Below are 18,115 nucleotides of genomic sequence, written 5' to 3'. Positions count from 1 at the left end.
CCATTGCTGAGCTATGCAGTCGGTTTGATCTGCATATTATCAATTAAGCGGGTGCTTCCCAATTTTGCCGCCACGAACAAAACAATCTCTTGATTAAATTCATCAATTTTTTGCAGTTCAGGTGTACGTGCCTCTACATAGTCCACAACAAAGCCGGCCTGCGTCAATGCTGCCTTAATATTCGCTAACACTTCTGACAGCTTTTCACCCTGTTGCAGTGCCTGTTCAGCATTTTTCAGGCTTTGATAAATTACTGGTGCCGTTTTACGTTCCTGTTCACTTAAATAACCGTTACGTGAACTGAGCGCCAGACCATCCTCTGCCCGGACAATTGGCACGCCAATCACTTCCAGCGGAATATTCAGGTCACGTACAAACTGACGGATCACCGCCAGCTGTTGATAATCTTTTTGGCCAAAGAAGGCATAGTTCGGCTGCACAATATTAAACAGCTTGGTCACCACCACCGCGACACCATCAAAATGTCCCGGACGCTGCAAACCACACAGGTCTTCGGTAATTTCAGACACACTGATGTTGGTTAAACGCGGGTTTTTGCCATACATTTGCTCGACAGAAGGTGCAAATACGATGTCACAACCGGCTTCTGCCAGCAATTGACTGTCTTGTTCCAAGGTCCGTGGATAGTTGTCAAAGTCTTCATTTGGACCAAACTGAATCGGGTTCACGAAGATGCTGACCACCACCACATCACATAATTGACGCGCTTCACGCACCAGGCTCAGATGGCCTTCATGCAAATTGCCCATGGTCGGGACAAAACCAATAATTTTACGCGCTGCACGTGCAGGATTTAATGAGGCTGCCAATCCCTGAATCGTGGTTTCTGTTTTCATGTTTTACAACTCAACTTGGAAAGTTTGTTCACGTGCCGGGAAAGAACCGTCTTGTACCGCAGCATGATAGGCTTTGAAGGCATCTAAAATGGCTGTTTCACCAGACTGCTCTTTCATAAAGTTCCGTACAAATTTGGCAACGCGGCCAAACGTCAGACCCAGCATATCTTGCACCACCAGCACCTGACCATCGGTGTCTGCACCGGCACCAATTCCAATTACCGGAATATGCGGGAACAGGGCGCTAATTTCCTGACCAAGCTGCGCCGGTACACATTCCAGCAATAACAGCGCAGCACCGGCATCAACCACCGCCTGACAGTCGGCAATCAACTTGTCCGCCGCTTCACGGGTACGCGCCTGGAGTTTATAACCGCCAAAGACATGTACCGATTGCGGCGTCAGGCCCAAATGCACACACACTGGAATTCCGTTACGGGTCAGCACTTCTACGGTTTCAGCCAGCCAGGCACCACCTTCCATTTTGACCATTTGCGCACCGGCCTGCATCACGGTTTTCGAGCTTTGCAGTGCATCATTCAAGGTGGCATAACTCATAAATGGCAGATCGGTCATGATAAAGGCATGCTGATTGCCACGACGCACTGCTGCCGTATGATAGGCCATATCTTCAACGGTCACCGGCAAGGTAGAGTCACGGCCCTGAATCGACATCCCCAGCGAGTCGCCAATTAAAATACTATCAATTTCAGCAATTTCCATTGCCTTGGCCATACTCGCATCATAACAAGTCAGGCAGGAGAATTTGCGACCATCGGCTTTAAATTGTCTTAAGTCACTGAGACTAATCATGGAGATGTTCCTCTAGGAAAAGCATAGAACATGCTAAAAATCACTTTAAATATTTGCCCAGTGTTCATGGTCCAGCACATCCAGTGCGGGCTGTTGAATGAACGGCAAGTCTTTTAATAATTGCGTATGCACACGCAGTTCGGGGTCTAAATCCAGTAATGGAATGACCACGAAATCGCGTTCTAAAACGCCGACATGCGGCACAGTCAGACGTTCATGCTGAATCTGCTCCTGTCCATAGAGGAGTAAATCCAGATCGAGCGTGCGTTCACCCCAATGGCGTAAACGCACCCGTCCGGCTTCCTGCTCAAAACGCTGCAGCTGATCCAGCAATTCCAGCGCCGGTAAATCTGTACGCAGCTGTACCACCGCATTTAAATAATTCGGCTGGTCTTGTGGCCCCATTGGCGGACTTTGATACAGTTTAGAGGTTTTGACCTGACCCAACGTCGCCAGCTTGTGCACAGCTTCGGTCAGAATCTGGCGTGAATCGCCCAGGTTACTACCCAGGCCAATATAAGTCACCCTACTCATTGTGTTGGCCCGAAAATAACCTGACTTAAATCCCGTTGTACCCGCTTGCGCTTCAGAATTGGATGGTCTGCACCAATCCCCGAGCCATTGCTTGATGATGTTGATGCAACCTGGGCACGGGCATCTTCCTGCTGTTTGGCTTTACGGGCACGGCGGCTGCGTGGCTCCGGCTCATTCACCAGCGGTTCAATTTCGGCGGTCTGCGCGGCATTCAGCTGCTGCTCCAGATGTTCTTCCTGAGCAGCTTTGCGACGGCTCTTGGCCCGCTGACGGTTGTACTGGCCAATGGCACGTTCTTTTTCATCGGTGCTCATGGTCTGGTACTGATCCCACCACGTACCCATCTCTTGAGTCTGGGCATCGCCAGATCTTTCACGCAGCAGCAAAAAGTCGAAACCGGCACGGAAACGCGCATGGTTGGACAAGGCAGCAATTTGCTGAGGTTTTGGATTCAGCAAACGGGTTTGCATTTCCCAGACTTCACGAATAAAGGTTTCGGCAAAACGCGGAATCACCGTGCGGGTGGCCTGACGTTTCAACACATCCAGCCCAGCCTGTGCACGTGCTTCTGCCGGAATTACCCCTTTGGACAGATAAAAATCACAGCGCTCTAAAAATGGCTTCCACAGCAGCACCGCATAGAAAAAGGCCGGGTTGATGGTTTTGCCAATCGCAATGCGCTGATCGGTATTTTTTGCAGCCAGTTCAATAAAGGGAGTGATGTCCGGCTTGATGTCGGCAAAAAGCTGACGCCAGATACCGAAGTCAATCAGCATCGGCAAGACGCGATTTAAATGCCCCATGGTGAACAGTTTTTGCGATTCATCATACAGACGGTGCGGAGAAACATCGCGCAGCAACTGGGTCATTTCCGGAGTAAAAATCTCCAGAATGGCCGGATCAATATTGAAATTCAGCTTGGCCGCAAAACGTAAGGTCCGCAGCATCCGCACCGGATCTTCTTCAAAACGGACGGTCGGATCCCCAAGCAGACGCAAGGTTTTGGATTTAATGTCATCAACTGCATGACAGAAATCCAGCACGATTCCTTTACGTGGCTGGTAATACAAAGCATTGATACTGAAGTCACGACGGGCAAAATCCTGCTCAATCGTGCCCCAGTTATTGTCTCTTAAAATCATGCCCGCAGCAGAGGTCACCGCTCTTTTCGGCGGTGCACGGAAGGTAGCAACTTCCACCAGTTCACGTCCAGAATAGACATGAGCCAGCTCAAAGCGGCGTCCGATAATGCGACAGCGGCGTCCGAACACCTCTTTGACCTGAGATGGCGTGGCATTGGTCACGGCATCAAAATCCTTCGGATTCAGGCCCAACATCAGGTCACGAACACCACCACCAACGATATAAGCTTCATAGCCAGCTTTGGTTAAAGCATCAATAACATCTAGAATGTAAGCAGGTAATTGCGTGGTTGATAAACCACATTTTGACGCGCGCAAAGTTTGCAAAAGACGCTGTCTCCTACGTCTGAACGTAAAATAGATTAGATGACGCTAATCATATCTCTAACACAATCAAAGGGCAATTTGATTATCTCAATACTCGGGCCCGGCTGATGCGGTGTTGGCCGATGATCAGACCCGATTAAATACCCAGCCGGTGCCGGTTTTTGGCCAATAATGCCGGTCCAATCCCTTTGACCAGCTGTAAATCTTCAATCCGTTTGAATTTTCCATGCCGATTACGGTACTCAATAATGGCTTCCGCCTTCTTTTGTCCCACGCCAGATAATTGCTGTAATTGCGCGGCTGTTGCCATATTCAGATTAATTTTTTCACTGCTGCCTGCGCTAGCTGAACGGGGTTGGGAAGTCTTCGTAGAAGCCGACGGGCTTAAGCGGGCATCAATCGCCTCTTGTTCGGCCTTCCATTGCAGATAACGCGCATCATAATTTTCTGCCTGCGCATTTTGCAGCGCGAAAAAGCTACAAAACACGCAGAACATTAACGCCAGTTGAATTAGAGCTTGAGCGTGTTGAAATCTTATTCTTCTTGTCATGGTCACTCTGTCATTTTAATTGTTGTTTTGCCTGCTCCCACAGCTGATCCATTTCAGCCAACGACACCTGTTCTATATTTTTATGCTGCTGTTGTAACTGCTGTTCAATGAAAGCAAAGCGGGTTCTAAATTTATGTACGGTACTCAGCAAAGCCATTTCGCTGGACAGATTCAGTTTACGGCCAACATTAATTAAAGAGAATAAACAGTCACCCAGCTCATCCAGAATTTCGTCGGAATTTTGCCGATCCACCGCCTGTTTCAACTCCTGCAACTCTTCATCGACTTTTTGCATCGCACCAGTGACATCGGGAAAATCAAAGCCAATCTGCGCGACATTGTGCTGTAACTGCTGTGCCTGCTGAATGGCCGGGCCATGTTTGACCTCAGATAAGCGCGATGCAGGTTTGCCGGCTTTTTCCTGCTGTTTAATCTGCTGCCACAATGCACTGACATCTTCCGGGCTTAAGGCCGCAAACTGCTCGGGCTGAAATACATGCGGATGACGGCGAATCATTTTATCGGTAATGGCCTGCACCACATCCTGAAAGTCAAAAGCACCCTGCTCGCTATACATTTGCGACTGGAATACCACTTGCAGCAATAGATCACCCAGTTCTTCTTTGACGTCCTGAGCATGACCACTGCGCACGGCCGCTTCGACTTCATAGGCTTCTTCAATTGCATACCTGGTCAGCGATTCCGGGGTCTGCTTCTGGTCCCATGGGCATTGCTCACGAAGCTGTTTCATCACTGCCAATAACTGATCCATGCCGATTTCTACCTTCTTTAACCATCATCTACATAAAAATATTTGCTATGCTCTCAACAGAACAACACTTTGAAAAACAAAAACAAAAGGAGTTAGCCACATGCACAGTATCTTCATTAGTGGTGCAGCACAAGGCATTGGTGCAGCAGTGGCCCGCTTATTTTATCAGGCGGGTTATAAAGTCGGAATTTATGATTTAAATGTTGCACAGGCCGAGCAACTGGCGCAGCAGCTGGGTCCCAATGCGCAAGCCGGCGGGCTGGATGTCGCGGATTATGCACAGTGGCAAACGGCTTTGGCGCGTTTTGTAGACTGGGCTGGCGAGCTGAATATTTTAGTCAATAATGCCGGTATCTTATATTCGGGTGCTTTTGAAGACACCGAGATTCAGGCGCATCAGCGTACCATGCAGGTTAATGTCAATGGGGTGCTAAATGGCTGTCATGCCGCACTGCCTTATTTAAAACAGGCGACTTTTGCCCGGGTGGTGAACCTGTCATCAGCTTCGGCCATTTATGGACAGGCCGATCTGGTATCGTATTCGGCCAGCAAATTTGCGGTACGCGGTATAAGCGAAGGGCTGGATGTTGAATGGCAAAAATACGGTATCCGGGTGCTGGATGTGATGCCTCTGTTTGTACAAACCGCCATGGTCAAAGATATGGATGCCGGCACCATCCAAAATATGGGGGTACATTTAAGCGCGGAAGATGTGGCCGATGAAATTTTCAGTTGTGTTACGCGAAAAAGCTCGCTATTTACCGCCACCCATCAGCCGGTCGGATTAAAAAGCAAATTCCTGTTTACCCTGTCACGCCTAAGCCCGCAGTGGGTGAATCGTTATAGCAATATGTTGCTGGCACGGCGTCCAGACTAGAAACTAATGGCCATAAAAAAGCCCGAATCTGATTCGGGCTTTTTTTGTATCAAGCGACAAACCGCTTAACCGCGTTTAAATTTCTTCTCGGCTTTCTTAAACTTCTGTACATAACGACGACGACGCGCAGCAGTACGTTCATCCACCTGTGATTTACGTCCTTCAAACGGGTTCTCAGAGGTTTTAAATTCAATCTTCACCGGAGTTCCTTCCAGCTTATAGACCTTACGGAACACGTTTTCCAGGTAACGACGATAATCGGCCGGGGTTTTATCCACCTTGTTACCGTGAATTACAATCGTTGGCGGGTTCTGGCCTCCCATGTGTGCATAACGCATTTTAATGGCACGACCCTGCACTTTTGGCGGATGGTGCGCTTCAGTTGCATCATTCAGAATCTGAGTCAGTTTGGCTGGTGATACTTTTAAGCGCGAAGACTCATAAGCACGATGAATCGATGGATAAAGATCACCCACCCCAGTGCCATGCAGCGCTGAAATCAGGTGAATACGCGCCCAAGGAATAAAGTCAAAGCGGCGCTCGACATCCAGCTTACACTGCTTGCGATCATATTCAGACATGTTGTCCCATTTATTGATCGCAATCACCATGGCACGGCCAGCTTCCAGCGCATAACCAATCAGGTGCAGGTCCTGCTCGACAATCCCTTCACGCGCATCGACCACCACAACCACCACGTTGGCATCTTTCATCGCCTGCAAGGTTTTTACAATCGAGAATTTCTCGATCATTTCATCAACCTTGCCTTTACGGCGTACACCGGCAGTATCAATCAGGGTGTATTTACGCCCTTCACGCTCAAACGGAATATAGATCGAGTCACGTGTTGTGCCCGGCTGGTCAAAAGCAACCACGCGCTCTTCACCCAGCAAACGGTTCACCAGCGTCGATTTACCCACGTTTGGACGACCAATAATCGCTAGACGCAGACCCGTGTCTTCATCACGCTCTTCCGGGTTTTCATCTTCCGGCACATCTTGCAGTACTTCTTCCAGCATCTGCTGAACACCGCGACCATGGCTGGCGGCCACTTGCATTGGCTCGCCCATCCCCAGTTTAAAGAATTCAACCAGCGCGGCTTCTGCATGTACGCCATCGACCTTGTTGGCCACCAGAAAGACTTTTTTACCCAGCGTACGCAGTTCACGGGCAATCTGCTCATCCGAAGCCAGCAGACCGGCACGCGCATCGACCACGAAGATGATCATATCGGCTTCATGGATGGCGGTTTTCGACTGCTCGGCCATGTAAGAATCGATACCACCTTCAGATTCGCCAATACCGCCAGTATCGACCACGATGAAGGATTTATTCTGATAGGTCGCATCACCATATTTACGGTCACGCGTCAGGCCGGCAAAGTCTGCGACCAGAGCATCACGACTCTTGGTGATCTGGTTAAACAACGTTGATTTTCCGACGTTCGGACGACCAATGAGCGCAATTACGGGTTTCATAGATTAACCTTTATTTGAGATCAGTCCACTACACGGGTCTGAACATCAGAAACAAATGGGAAGAAAAAATTTCAGTCAAAGACCTGAATAAAAACACGGGGCATTGAATATTCAATCACCCCGCGTTAAAAAATACGGAAATTGTCGGCTAGTTTAACATAAGGCAACAAAAAGTTAACGGTTCTGCCAAATGCTGAATGCACCCTTTTGCGTACCGACATATAACTGGTTGTCGATGACACGTAAAGAACGCACTTCACCGCTGGTTTTGGCGCGACCAATCAGCTGACCGTTGCTCGGGTTAAACAGATGCAAGACACCATCCATATCTCCCACCACCAGGTCCTGACCCAGCATTACCGGGTTACTTAAACGACGGTTAAGCAACTGGTCATTTTCCCACAGCTTCTGGCCACTGGTAATTTCATAAGCCACTAAACGGCCATCGGCACTGGCGACAAAAACCCCATTGCCGACCACTTCCGGACGCTTGGTGCTGCTCAGGTCTTCGCTCCAAACCACTTGCTGTGAAGCCAGATCAGTGACGGTCACCTGGCCCTGGAAGCTGGTAGTGACCAGGAACTGGCCAGCTACTACCGGATCGCCATCAATATCATTTAAACGCTGAATATCGGAGCGACCTTCACTGATGGCCACACGGCGCTGCATACGCGGCGTACCGGTCACCACATCAATTGCATAAATATAAGCATTGGCGGTTGCTACCAGGACGGTACGCGGATCAACCGCTACCGGTGCAGCGCTACCACGCAGGCTAAACTGGACATTCGGCAAATTGTAAGTCCACATTTGCTGGCCAGTCGCCAGGTTATGCGCATAGACAATACCATCATTGCTGATAGTCACCACACGGTTGGCATGCACCAGCGAAGGTGCCAGAATAGCCCCAGTCAATTGTGCGGTCCACTTTTTCTCACCTGTGGCCTGATCCAGTGCAAACAGTTGGCCTTTCTGATTCCCAACAATCACCAGACCTTCTGCCGCTTCTACACCTGAGCTGAGCCCCTGTTTGCTGACTTCGGTCTGCCACAAACGCTGCTTGCCACGATAGGCCGCTACTTCACCTTTAGGATCAATACTAAATACCACGCCATTATCGACATCTAGCTGTAAACGCAGCGGATCTTCTTCAGCAGTCGATGAGGTGTTTTGAGAAAATACAGGCACCAGGGTTTTGGCCTGTTGCAGTTTTGGCAAAGGATTCGGTTTTACTTTTTCAACTTTAATGCTGTTGCTTGAACAGCCAACCAATGCAAGGCTTAAAACAGTTAGTGCAAACGGGATCTTATATTTTCTATTCATTCAGTTTCATCCACTTGTGTGTCGATTACAGGACGTTCAATTTCAGGATCATCAACTAAAACGCCGACACTTTCGAGTTTAATTTGTAAAATTTGACGTTCCTGTTGACGTTCAAGTAACGCATTCCATGCGTTCTGATACGCTTTTTTGGCATTTTCAATATCGTTTTTCGCCACGTACACATCACCACGCGCTTCTTCAGCTGTTGCTTTAAAGGCGGGATCGTTGACGGCAGACAAGGTTTTCAGTGCCTCATCATATTTCTTTTGTGCCAATTGCGCATAGGCCAAACGCAGTTTTAATACCTGCATTAAGCCGGCATCATCGACTTTAGAATTTTCAACTTTCTTTAAGGCTTTTTCTGCACCGGCATAATCGCCCTGATCATAGGCCAGTTTCGCCATTAAGAACTGGGTCTGAATGGCCTGGACGGAATCTGGTGCTTCTTTCACAATCTTATCGGCCGTGGTCGACAGATTCTGGAAAGCCTTGTCATCGCCTTCAGCCGCACGCGCCTCGTCCATCAGTTGCTGGACTTTGGCGGTGTTGGTCTGATCTTCAGCCAGGTTTTTCTTCTGCCAGTATTGCCATCCGAAAAAGGCAATCAGCGCAATCAAAATCCCGCTAATAATTGCAGAACCATATTTCTTAGCGAATGATTTTAAATGATCAAGTTGTTCATCATCACTTAATGCGCTCATTGAATTACCCTTTTCCTTATATTCTTTGGCTTATTTTGAAGAAAATTTTTCAATCATAAATGGCACAATCTCTGCCACAGCTACATCCAACTGCTCGGCAGTGGCCAGTTCTTTAACGGCGAAGCGCTGGTTTTCCCACTCACGCTCACCCAGAATTAAAGCATACAGTGCACCCGACTGGTCGGCTTTTTTCATCTGGCTTTTCATCGAGCCTTGCGAGCCGACTTTCAAACGAATGGCGCTACCACTGGCTTCAAGCTGGTCACGAATCTGCTCTGCCAGCACCAGTGCTTTACCTTGTGATGCCGGATCGGCCACCAGGAATACTTCACAATCGCGGCTTGGGCTGTTGTCTTCGACCTGTTCCAGTAGAAGCAATAAACGCTCCATGCCCATGGCAAAACCGACTGCCGGAACCGACTGTTCTGGCTTGCCTTTTAACTGCCCCACTAGACCATCATAACGGCCTCCGGCACACACTGTCCCTTGTGAACCCAAATGGGTGGTGGTCCATTCAAATACGGTTTTGTTGTAATAATCCAGACCACGGACCAATTTTTGATTAATCACGAAGCTGACACCGGCATCAGTCAGATACTGCTGCAACAGGGCAAAATGCGCCATGGTGTCTTCACCCATAAAGTCGTGAAGTTTTGGTGCATTTTCCAGGATGCTCTGAGTTTTGGCATCTTTAGAGTCCAGAATACGCAGCGGGTTGGTGCTTAAACGGCGCTGAGAATCTTCATCGAGATCGGCTTTGTGCGTTTCCAGGAACTCAACCAAGGCGGCGCGATACGCGGCACGTTCATCTGACTCACCTAAAGTATTCAGTTCAAGTTGAACTTTATCTGCAACGCCCATACGTTTCCATAAACGCGCGGTCATTAAAATCAGCTCGGCATCCATATCTGGGGTAGCGACACCAAAAGTTTCCACACCAAACTGATGGAACTGGCGATAACGGCCTTTTTGCGGTTTTTCATAACGGAACATTGGGCCGATATACCACACGCGAGGCGTTGCACCGCGCAGCAGGTTATGCTCAAGCATGGCACGTACACAGCCTGCCGTACCTTCCGGACGTAAAGTCAATGACTCTGGCGGATTGCCTTTGTCCAGGAAAGTGTACATTTCTTTTTCAACGATATCGGTTGCATCACCAATGGAACGCTTGAACAGATGGGTCTGCTCAACCATCGGCAAACGGATTTGCTGATAACCATAAGCATCCATAAGACTGGACAGATGCTGTTCCAGACGTCTCCAAGCCGGGGTCTGGGTTGGGAGAATGTCATTAAAACCTTTGATTGCGACGATTGAACTCATGATCTACTCAGAAAAACCTGTGCGAATAATCTCTTTTGACTTAGCTTCTTCAAGCTCTTTAACACGTTGACGAACCATTGTTTCGATTTCATCAACCAATTGATTGGTATCAATTAAATGGCTCTTTTCACCATTACGATACACCAGTGAACGCGGACTTGCACCTACCACGCCAATATCAGCTTCTTTGGCTTCGCCCGGACCGTTAACTTTACAGCCAATCACCGACACATCCATTGGAGTGCGGACATCTTCCAGACGCTCTTCCAACATCTGCATGGCTTTAATCACGTTAAATTCCTGACGTGAACAGCTTGGGCAGGCAATGAAGTTAATGCCGTTAGAACGCAGGCCGAGCGATTTTAAAATATCAAAGCCAATTTTGACTTCTTCTTCCGGCTCTGCTGCCAGGGAAATACGCATGGTGTCGCCAATGCCTTCCATCAGCAGGCCACCTAAGGCAATCGCTGATTTCACCGAACCGGTCCGATAGATTCCCGCTTCAGTCACACCTAAATGCAGCGGATTATCAATTTGCTGCGACAGCAAACGATAGGCATCCATGGTTAAAAATACATTCGATGCTTTCACCGAGACCTTAAATTCCTGGAAATCCAGACGGTCTAAAATATCAATATGGCGCATGGCCGATTCAAGCAGAGCCGCACCGGTCGGCTCGCCATATTTCTTTTGAATATCTTTTTCCAGTGAACCGGCATTGACCCCAATCCGCATGGAAATATCATGATGTTTAGCCGCAGCCACCACTTCACGGATTTTCGCTTCCGAACCGATATTACCCGGGTTAATCCGCAGACAGTCAGCACCGAAATCGGCCACAGCCAAAGCAATTTTATAGTCGAAGTGAATATCAGCCACCAAAGGAACAGAGACCTGCTTACGGATTTCACCAAAAGCCTGTGCGGCTTCCATGCTTGGTACCGATACCCGCATGATGTCTGCACCAGCATCAACACAGCGCTGAATTTGCGCAACCGTTGCAGCGACATCACAGGTTTCGGTATTGGTCATACTCTGAATGCTGATTGGCGCATCACCGCCCACATAGACTGAACCGACACGAATTTTACGGGTTGGACGGCGTCGAATTGGATTCTCAATCATGATTTCGCTCTACTCTGTGCCATTAACGCGACAAACGGAATTCCGCTTTGCCATTGACGGTATATGGAGACAATGAAATATTTTCATTGTTTAGACTTAATGACACTGCGGTTGCATCATCTAAACGAATCTGAAATGGTGCCTCACCAGTTAAATTCAAGCTGGACGCCTGACGGCCAGTGGCCAGCACCTTCCCGGTCGAATCCACAATATGAACCGACGTCGGACGGTTAAAGCTTAAAGACAGCTGATCGCCGGTCACGGCACTGCTGTTGTCTAAATTAATAATTTCGACATCAGACATTGGCACAATATTCTGCTCGGTGTCGCTCGACTGCGAAGATGACCAGTTTTGCACGGCCGCAATGATAATCCAGATTAAGGCCAGTACCACTACCGCCAGCGCAATACGCTTTAACCATTTGCGGTTACGGTCACGATTCGAGCCAGGCAGTTTGCCCATAATTTTAATTGGGGAATTATTCAGGGCATGATTCGGCAGCATGCCGGTATCATTGGCATAGATTTCATCAAAACGCTGGATGATACTGGTGGCATCGACTTTTAAATATTTGGCGTAGGTGCGGTAATAACCCTTGATAAAGGTCGCTTCAGGCAGTGACTTGTATTCATCCTGCTCCAGCGCCGTCAGGGTTTTGACCGGAATATTCAATTCTTGCGCCACATCTTCAAGCTCAAGCTTCTGATTTTGACGGATTTGACGCAGATACTCACCTGGGCGTTGGATATTTCCTAATGCATTGGGCGCTACATTTGTATTTGATTGCGGTGAATTAGGATTTACTTCCATACGGCCTCAGTACTGTGCTGTAATTGCAAATAACGTTGATATTCCTGGCTTTCAGGGAACAATGCCCGAAGCTGATTGACCAGCACCTGCTGTCCCAACTGATCGCCATTTGCTCGTGCAACACGGATCCCAATCCACAATGCACGCGCACCTTGATTTTTTTGTCCCACAGCACGCACAAACTGTTCATACATTCTGGATGCTGCAGGAGTCTGCTGGTTGAAATAAAAAATTTCCGCCAACTCTAACATTGAAACATAGGAGTCACGGTTCGCCTGCAGAGCCTGCTTGAATGATTTTTCAGCATTCGCCATATCGCCCAGTTTCAGGTAAATCCGCCCCACGTTTTCCAATGCACGAAAACGTTGATCATAACCGAGTGTTGCCCCGGCAATACTCAGCTGTTCAATGGCATCATTATAGCGTTCAACCTGATACAAATACGTACCATAGTTGTTACGCGCCTGCGCATTGTTCGGATCAGCAGAGATGGCACGCTTGAAATACGTATCGGCCTTCTCCAGATTCAGCTTGCTACCTTCTTGCTGTAGCAGCACGCCCATCATCATATTGGCCATAGAATCACGCGAATCTGTTTCCAGTGCCTGATCCAGGGCACGTTTGGCCGAGTCTAAATCACCCGATTTTAAATACTCGGCCGCCAGCTGGGTACGCACCTGAATTGCCTTTTCCGGATCTTTCGGACTTAAAGTAGGAGTTGTGGTTTGACAGCCGGTGCTCATCCATGCAGCCACACACAGTGTGCTGATGGTTGTGAATTTATACATCAACTTAGTCAATGGACCTCTCCCCCTAAATTTAATTATCCTTGAGAGCGCATAATTTCATTTCGCTCTGCAACTTTCTTTTTCCACTGTTCCGCACGACGGGTACGGTCTGCCACCTGTCCCACCAGCTGGCCACACGCGGCATCAATATCATCACCACGTGTCTGACGAATCGTACACACAAATCCGGCATCAGACAAAGTTTTTTGGAAAGAAATAATCCGGTTCCGGCTTGAACGGCCATATGGCGCATGCGGGAACGGGTTAAACGGAATTAAATTGATTTTGCTTGGCAGGTCTTTAAGCAGCTTGATCATCTCTTTGGCATGTTCAATGCTGTCATTCACGCCATCGAGCATGACATATTCAATGGTCACGTGCTTACGCGCACTTTCGTTGCCATCTTTTTTGATATAACGCTGGCAGGCTGCAATCAGCTGTTCCAGTGGATATTTCTTGTTGATTGGCACCAGCTCATTGCGCAGTTCATCGTTGGTGGCGTGTAAAGAAATCGCCAGCGCGACATCAATATCTTCAGCCAGCTGGTCAATTTTTGGCACTACACCCGAGGTCGACAGCGTTACACGGCGTTTTGACATGCCATAGGCGAAGTCATCCAGCATAATACGCATCGAGTTTAAAACTGCATCATAGTTCAGCAGCGGCTCGCCCATGCCCATCATCACCACGTTCGTCACCGAACGCTCACGCTCTGCAACCGGCACATCTTCCATATAGGAATAGTTGGCCATCCACAGCTGACCAATAATTTCAGCTTGGGTCAGGTCGCGCTGAAAGCCCTGTTTACCGGTTGAGCAGAATGAACAGTCCAGCGCACAGCCGACCTGTGAGGAAATACATAAAGTCTTACGCGAACCGGTTTTATCTTCCGCAGGAATCAGCACGGTTTCAACCAAGGAACCGGCACCATCACCGACACGGAACACCCATTTACGCGTACCATCTTTAGAATAGTTTTTATGCACCACATCGGGCGCTTTAATTTCACATATCTGTTCCAGTTTTGCGCGCAACTTGCCTGAAATATTGGTCATTTCGGCAAAATCGGTTACAAAATACTGGTGAATCCATTTCATCACCTGGCCGGCACGAAATTTCTTCTCACCTAAATCTTCGAAGAATTTTTCCAGCTCAGCACGCGACATGCCCAGTAAATTCACTTTCTGCACAGAAGTTGATTGCGCTGGAGTGGACAAAGATTGTTGCTGCTCATCAGATGTTGCAGATGAAGCGACCACTTCATTACTCATGTGTATTACCTAAATCATGTCTGAGGATGAAAGGAGATGCTCAAGATCTGAGCGAGGGATTATTCAGAGAATAAAAAAACCAGATAAGTATAATAACACTTATCTGGTTTGAATACTGCGTATTAACGAGTACGTGGAGCAATCTCAGTTTGAGCGAAGAAGTAGTTAACTTCACGGTCAGCAGATGCTACAGAGTCAGAACCGTGAGCAGCGTTTTCGTCGATGCTTACAGCGAAGTCTGCACGGATAGTGCCAGGAGCCGCTTCTTTAGGGTTAGTTGCGCCCAGGATTTCACGGTGAGCAAGAACTGCGTTTTCACCTTCAAGAACTGAAACAACAACTGGACCAGAAGTCATGAACGCAACTAAGTCAGCGAAGAAACCACGTTCTTTGTGCTCAGCGTAGAAGCCTTCAGCTTCAGCTTGAGTCAAGTGTTTCATTTTAGTTGCAACGATTTTAAGACCCGCTTTTTCAAAACGTGCGAAGATTTCGCCGATTACGTTTTTAGCAACTGCGTCTGGTTTAACGATAGATAATGTACGTTCGATAGCCATGATTGGCTCCTTAAAGTCAAAGTTGACAGAAATTTTGCCGCATTATACCGAAAAATGGGCTTTTTTCTGCGTTTAATCTGTAAAAAAATCGGTTTTTTGAGGTCGCTGTTAACGTGCTTCGTCAATCCATGCCATTTGAATGGCTTCTAACAGACCTTCGGTTGACTTGGTCGGATCATCTTCAAAATCTGGAAGTGCACAAACCCAGGCATGCAGGTCAGTAAAACGGATCCATTGCGGATCGACATCTGGATGTGCTTCATACAGTTCAATGGCGATATCGATGCTATCTGTCCAACGTAAACCCATGTCTATTCCTAAGGCAATTTAGTGTGATGCACTACTTTAGCAAATTTTGCAAATGCTGTACCAGCTTTGATAGGCCGTACCGCCGGTGAATGGGCTATAGCGCAATTTCCAGATACGGCGCAGCCGAAATAATGCCGCTGGCCACCAGACCGCCAATTAGTGCACCGACCGCCACATCACTGGGATAATGCAGCCCCAGCACCATACGCGACAGCGCCACCAGAATGGTAAAAGGTAACATCAACACCAGCAGTAGCGGCTGAATATAGCCCAGCACTGTGGTAATCATGACCGCGTGCAAAGTGTGACCGGAAGGAAAACTAAAGTGATCAAGCGGACGCTCGCCCAAGCGAATCACCTGATGTACCTGATAAGGACGGGGACGCACCGTTTTGCTTTTAAGCAGTTTATAGATGCCCGTACCGACCGATCCACCTAACAGCAAGTAGATAATCTGTAATCCATACAGCAGACCCTGCCATAACCAGACTGTGGCCAACATGACATACCAGAATAAACCGTCGCCTAAGCGGCTCACCACTTTAAAGAAATAAGCCACCCGTTCGGAGTGGGAAAAATGATTGAGATACAAACAGCCCTTCAAGTCGAGATCAAGTATTCTTATTTTTGCATTTTTAAGTTTCATTCTATGCTCTCCTTTAAGCTTGAGCTTAAAATCTAGGTCGTCATATGCGACTCCTGCACCACCCGATAAAGTGCCTGTTCAAATTGTTGGATCGGATATTGCCAGCCGATATGCTGGGTAGATTCACGGGCTTTTTTACCCATCTGTCTTAATACTTTTGCGCTCGGTAACTGATAAATCGAACGCATAATTCCGGCGACATCACCCAGTGGACTAAGCCAGCCGGTTTCATCTTGCTTGACATGCAAATTGGCACAAGCATAGTCATACGCCACGACTGGCAAGCCGCTGGCCATGGCTTCAAGCACCACATTGCCAAAGGTTTCTACCTGACTGGCAAAGACAAACACATCGGCACTAGCATAAGCTTCAGCCAGTTTTTGTCCGCTTAAGCTGCCCATAAAAATGACTTCGCCATCGGTGTTCAGCCCTTCCAGACGTTTCAGGTCCGGACCATCGCCTACTACCACCAGCTTGGTTGGATATTTGGCAATGGACTGCATGGCCCGATAGGCATCAATCACCACATTCACTTCTTTTTCTGGCGACACCCGGCCCACATAAATCAGCACCCGAGTCTGTTCATCGGCGCCCCAACGTAAACGTAAGGCTTCTGAACGATGTTGCGGTGAGAACCCGTCGACGTCGACCCCACGACCAACGACCACCAGTGGGCCTTCCACACCAAACTGGCGTAAAGACTGCTCGGTATCGGTACTGGGTACACAGGTCAGTTGCGTATTGTTATGGAACCAGCACAGATAACGCTGGATCGGTTTGACCAGAAAAGCCAGATCAAAAAAGCGGCTAAAGTCCTGAAAAGCAGAGTGGAAACCGCTAGATACCGGAATCTGCTTGGATTTTGCTACCTGTAACGCAGCCAGACCCAGCGGCCCTTCGGTCACCACATGCACGATATCTGGCTCAAACTCATCCATGGCGGTAGAGAGTTTATACAGCTGTGGCCAGCCAAACTGCAGATGACCATATTTCGGAATAGACTGCGCCTTGACCAGACATTCTTTGTTGGGACTAAAATCGGTACAAGGTTGTTTTTGTTCAGGACGAATCAGTAGAATTTTATGTCCCAGTTTTTGCAATCCTTTGCATAGTTGTAATAATGAATTGGCCACACCATTAATTTCTGGCGGCCAGGTTTCTGTCACTAACGCAATTCTTAAACGAGGTCGCACCAGCTCTTCAATTTCAATGACTTCATTAATCGCGTTTTTTTGTTTTTCCTGTTTAAAATAAAATTTAAAATTCTCAGGAATATTAGGCGACTTTAATACCAGTGTGCGTGAAGACGCTGACATCCGCGTATTCCTCTGTTGTTGTTGTCTGCCCAGCATAATCCTTACAGTTTGCAGTTTTATGATAAATTCATGAAATTAATTTCATACTTGTATCAAACTCGTGGTATTGCACCCGCCTAGTTAAAGGCTTGGAAAAATATTCGATATTTCCAATATTTAAAGCATAATTAAAACATCAAATTAATATATAGACTGTCCCGGTATACACCGGCAGGTGTTCTTGCCGTTGGACGTTCCATTAATTGAACCAACACCACAAATTTATCTTGACCAGTAGGGGCCTGACTAAGCGGAACATTCCAGCGTGAAGAGCTGGCACCACTAATATTCATCTGGGTTCTGAGCTTATAATTCTTCTCATTCACCAGATAACTGCTGCCTGTACTATTCACCAGATTTCGGCTATTAAATTTAATAGCATAACGACTATCACAATTCACCGAAAAGGAAGTCGCAGCCTGACTTAAATAAGAGGCATTCAAATTCAATTGGGTTGCCGTTAAACGCTCAATTTGGCATTGTCTCGCATGTGCCAGAGACAGACTGCTGCTGATACAACAGACTAAAAACAGTACACTCGCTTTCATCACCCCTA

General features: G+C 47.8%; 20 protein-coding genes. 1 reads left to right on the top strand and 19 read right to left on the bottom strand.

Annotation, left to right across the window (positions count from 1 at the left end; genetic code table 11):
* Positions 1–11 precede the first annotated feature (11 nt).
* From panC to mazG, 6 genes are all read right to left on the bottom strand, one after another.
* On the bottom strand, positions 12–857 hold the full coding sequence (panC, locus tag F905_RS14715) for a pantoate--beta-alanine ligase (RefSeq protein ID WP_005182413.1): 846 nt from the start codon (positions 855–857) through the stop codon (positions 12–14).
* Between the two features lie 3 nt (positions 858–860).
* Complete coding sequence (panB, locus tag F905_RS14710; protein ID WP_005182412.1) at positions 861–1,670, bottom strand: 3-methyl-2-oxobutanoate hydroxymethyltransferase; 810 nt, start codon at positions 1,668–1,670, stop codon at positions 861–863.
* A gap of 45 nt (positions 1,671–1,715) precedes the next feature.
* Positions 1,716–2,204 carry a 2-amino-4-hydroxy-6-hydroxymethyldihydropteridine diphosphokinase gene (gene folK, locus F905_RS14705; protein ID WP_005182411.1) on the bottom strand — a complete coding sequence of 163 codons (489 nt, stop codon included), beginning with the start codon at positions 2,202–2,204 and terminating at the stop codon, positions 1,716–1,718.
* Positions 2,201–3,673, bottom strand: coding sequence for a polynucleotide adenylyltransferase PcnB (gene pcnB / locus F905_RS14700; RefSeq protein WP_005182410.1), 1,473 nt, complete (start codon positions 3,671–3,673; stop codon positions 2,201–2,203). Before pcnB ends, folK begins: the two co-directional genes overlap by 4 nt.
* Before the next feature lie 136 nt (positions 3,674–3,809).
* The gene (locus tag F905_RS14695) at positions 3,810–4,223 is read right to left on the bottom strand and encodes a ComEA family DNA-binding protein (RefSeq protein WP_005182409.1); all 414 of its coding nucleotides are present in this window, start codon (positions 4,221–4,223) and stop codon (positions 3,810–3,812) included.
* A gap of 10 nt (positions 4,224–4,233) precedes the next feature.
* A complete protein-coding gene (gene mazG, locus F905_RS14690; RefSeq protein ID WP_005182408.1) occupies positions 4,234–4,995 on the bottom strand; it encodes a nucleoside triphosphate pyrophosphohydrolase in 762 nt (253 codons plus the stop codon).
* Between the two features lie 100 nt (positions 4,996–5,095).
* On the opposite strand from mazG, the gene F905_RS14685 reads away from it, so the two are divergent.
* Positions 5,096–5,872, top strand: a complete 777-nt coding sequence (locus tag F905_RS14685) for an SDR family oxidoreductase (RefSeq protein ID WP_005182407.1) — start codon at positions 5,096–5,098, stop codon at positions 5,870–5,872.
* A 65-nt stretch (positions 5,873–5,937) separates the two neighbouring features.
* Here the strand turns inward: F905_RS14685 and der are convergent, their stop codons facing one another.
* From der to F905_RS14620, 13 genes are all read right to left on the bottom strand, one after another.
* On the bottom strand, positions 5,938–7,350 hold the full coding sequence (gene der, locus F905_RS14680) for a ribosome biogenesis GTPase Der (protein ID WP_005182406.1): 1,413 nt from the start codon (positions 7,348–7,350) through the stop codon (positions 5,938–5,940).
* A 174-nt stretch (positions 7,351–7,524) separates the two neighbouring features.
* Positions 7,525–8,673 (bottom strand): outer membrane protein assembly factor BamB, encoded by a 1,149-nt coding sequence (gene bamB / locus F905_RS14675; protein WP_005182405.1) that lies wholly within the window; start codon positions 8,671–8,673, stop codon positions 7,525–7,527.
* On the bottom strand, positions 8,670–9,374 hold the full coding sequence (locus F905_RS14670) for a YfgM family protein (RefSeq protein ID WP_005182401.1): 705 nt from the start codon (positions 9,372–9,374) through the stop codon (positions 8,670–8,672). Before F905_RS14670 ends, bamB begins: the two co-directional genes overlap by 4 nt.
* A 30-nt stretch (positions 9,375–9,404) precedes the next feature.
* Entirely contained in the window at positions 9,405–10,700 is a 1,296-nt protein-coding gene (gene hisS, locus F905_RS14665; RefSeq protein WP_005182398.1) for a histidine--tRNA ligase, read from the bottom strand.
* 3 nt (positions 10,701–10,703) lie between these two features.
* On the bottom strand, positions 10,704–11,825 hold the full coding sequence (ispG, locus tag F905_RS14660) for a flavodoxin-dependent (E)-4-hydroxy-3-methylbut-2-enyl-diphosphate synthase (RefSeq protein ID WP_005182396.1): 1,122 nt from the start codon (positions 11,823–11,825) through the stop codon (positions 10,704–10,706).
* A gap of 22 nt (positions 11,826–11,847) precedes the next feature.
* Positions 11,848–12,636, bottom strand: coding sequence for a helix-turn-helix domain-containing protein (locus F905_RS14655; protein ID WP_005182393.1), 789 nt, complete (start codon positions 12,634–12,636; stop codon positions 11,848–11,850).
* Positions 12,627–13,424, bottom strand: coding sequence for a type IV pilus biogenesis/stability protein PilW (gene pilW / locus F905_RS14650; protein ID WP_104470591.1), 798 nt, complete (start codon positions 13,422–13,424; stop codon positions 12,627–12,629). The genes F905_RS14655 and pilW overlap by 10 nt, the downstream gene beginning before the upstream one ends.
* Before the next feature lie 35 nt (positions 13,425–13,459).
* The gene (rlmN, locus tag F905_RS14645) at positions 13,460–14,695 is read right to left on the bottom strand and encodes a dual-specificity RNA methyltransferase RlmN (protein WP_005182389.1); all 1,236 of its coding nucleotides are present in this window, start codon (positions 14,693–14,695) and stop codon (positions 13,460–13,462) included.
* A gap of 122 nt (positions 14,696–14,817) precedes the next feature.
* Positions 14,818–15,249 carry a nucleoside-diphosphate kinase gene (ndk, locus tag F905_RS14640; protein WP_005182388.1) on the bottom strand — a complete coding sequence of 144 codons (432 nt, stop codon included), beginning with the start codon at positions 15,247–15,249 and terminating at the stop codon, positions 14,818–14,820.
* 108 nt (positions 15,250–15,357) lie between these two features.
* Positions 15,358–15,558 (bottom strand): Fe-S cluster assembly protein IscX, encoded by a 201-nt coding sequence (gene iscX / locus F905_RS14635; RefSeq protein WP_005182385.1) that lies wholly within the window; start codon positions 15,556–15,558, stop codon positions 15,358–15,360.
* 94 nt (positions 15,559–15,652) lie between these two features.
* Positions 15,653–16,204: a phosphatase PAP2 family protein gene (locus tag F905_RS14630; RefSeq protein WP_005182381.1), complete on the bottom strand. Its 552-nt coding sequence runs from the start codon at positions 16,202–16,204 to the stop codon at positions 15,653–15,655.
* Between the two features lie 32 nt (positions 16,205–16,236).
* Positions 16,237–17,520 carry a glycosyltransferase family 4 protein gene (locus tag F905_RS14625; RefSeq protein WP_005182378.1) on the bottom strand — a complete coding sequence of 428 codons (1,284 nt, stop codon included), beginning with the start codon at positions 17,518–17,520 and terminating at the stop codon, positions 16,237–16,239.
* 167 nt (positions 17,521–17,687) lie between these two features.
* Positions 17,688–18,107, bottom strand: coding sequence for a hypothetical protein (locus F905_RS14620; protein ID WP_005182377.1), 420 nt, complete (start codon positions 18,105–18,107; stop codon positions 17,688–17,690).
* Positions 18,108–18,115: the final 8 nt, after the last annotated feature.

Origin of the sequence: Acinetobacter sp. CIP 53.82, from assembly GCF_000369465.1 — a bacterium.
GTDB lineage: Bacteria > Pseudomonadota > Gammaproteobacteria > Pseudomonadales > Moraxellaceae > Acinetobacter > Acinetobacter indicus.
Note: the sequence above shows the minus strand (reverse complement) of the source record. Positions and strands in the feature narration are given on the sequence as shown.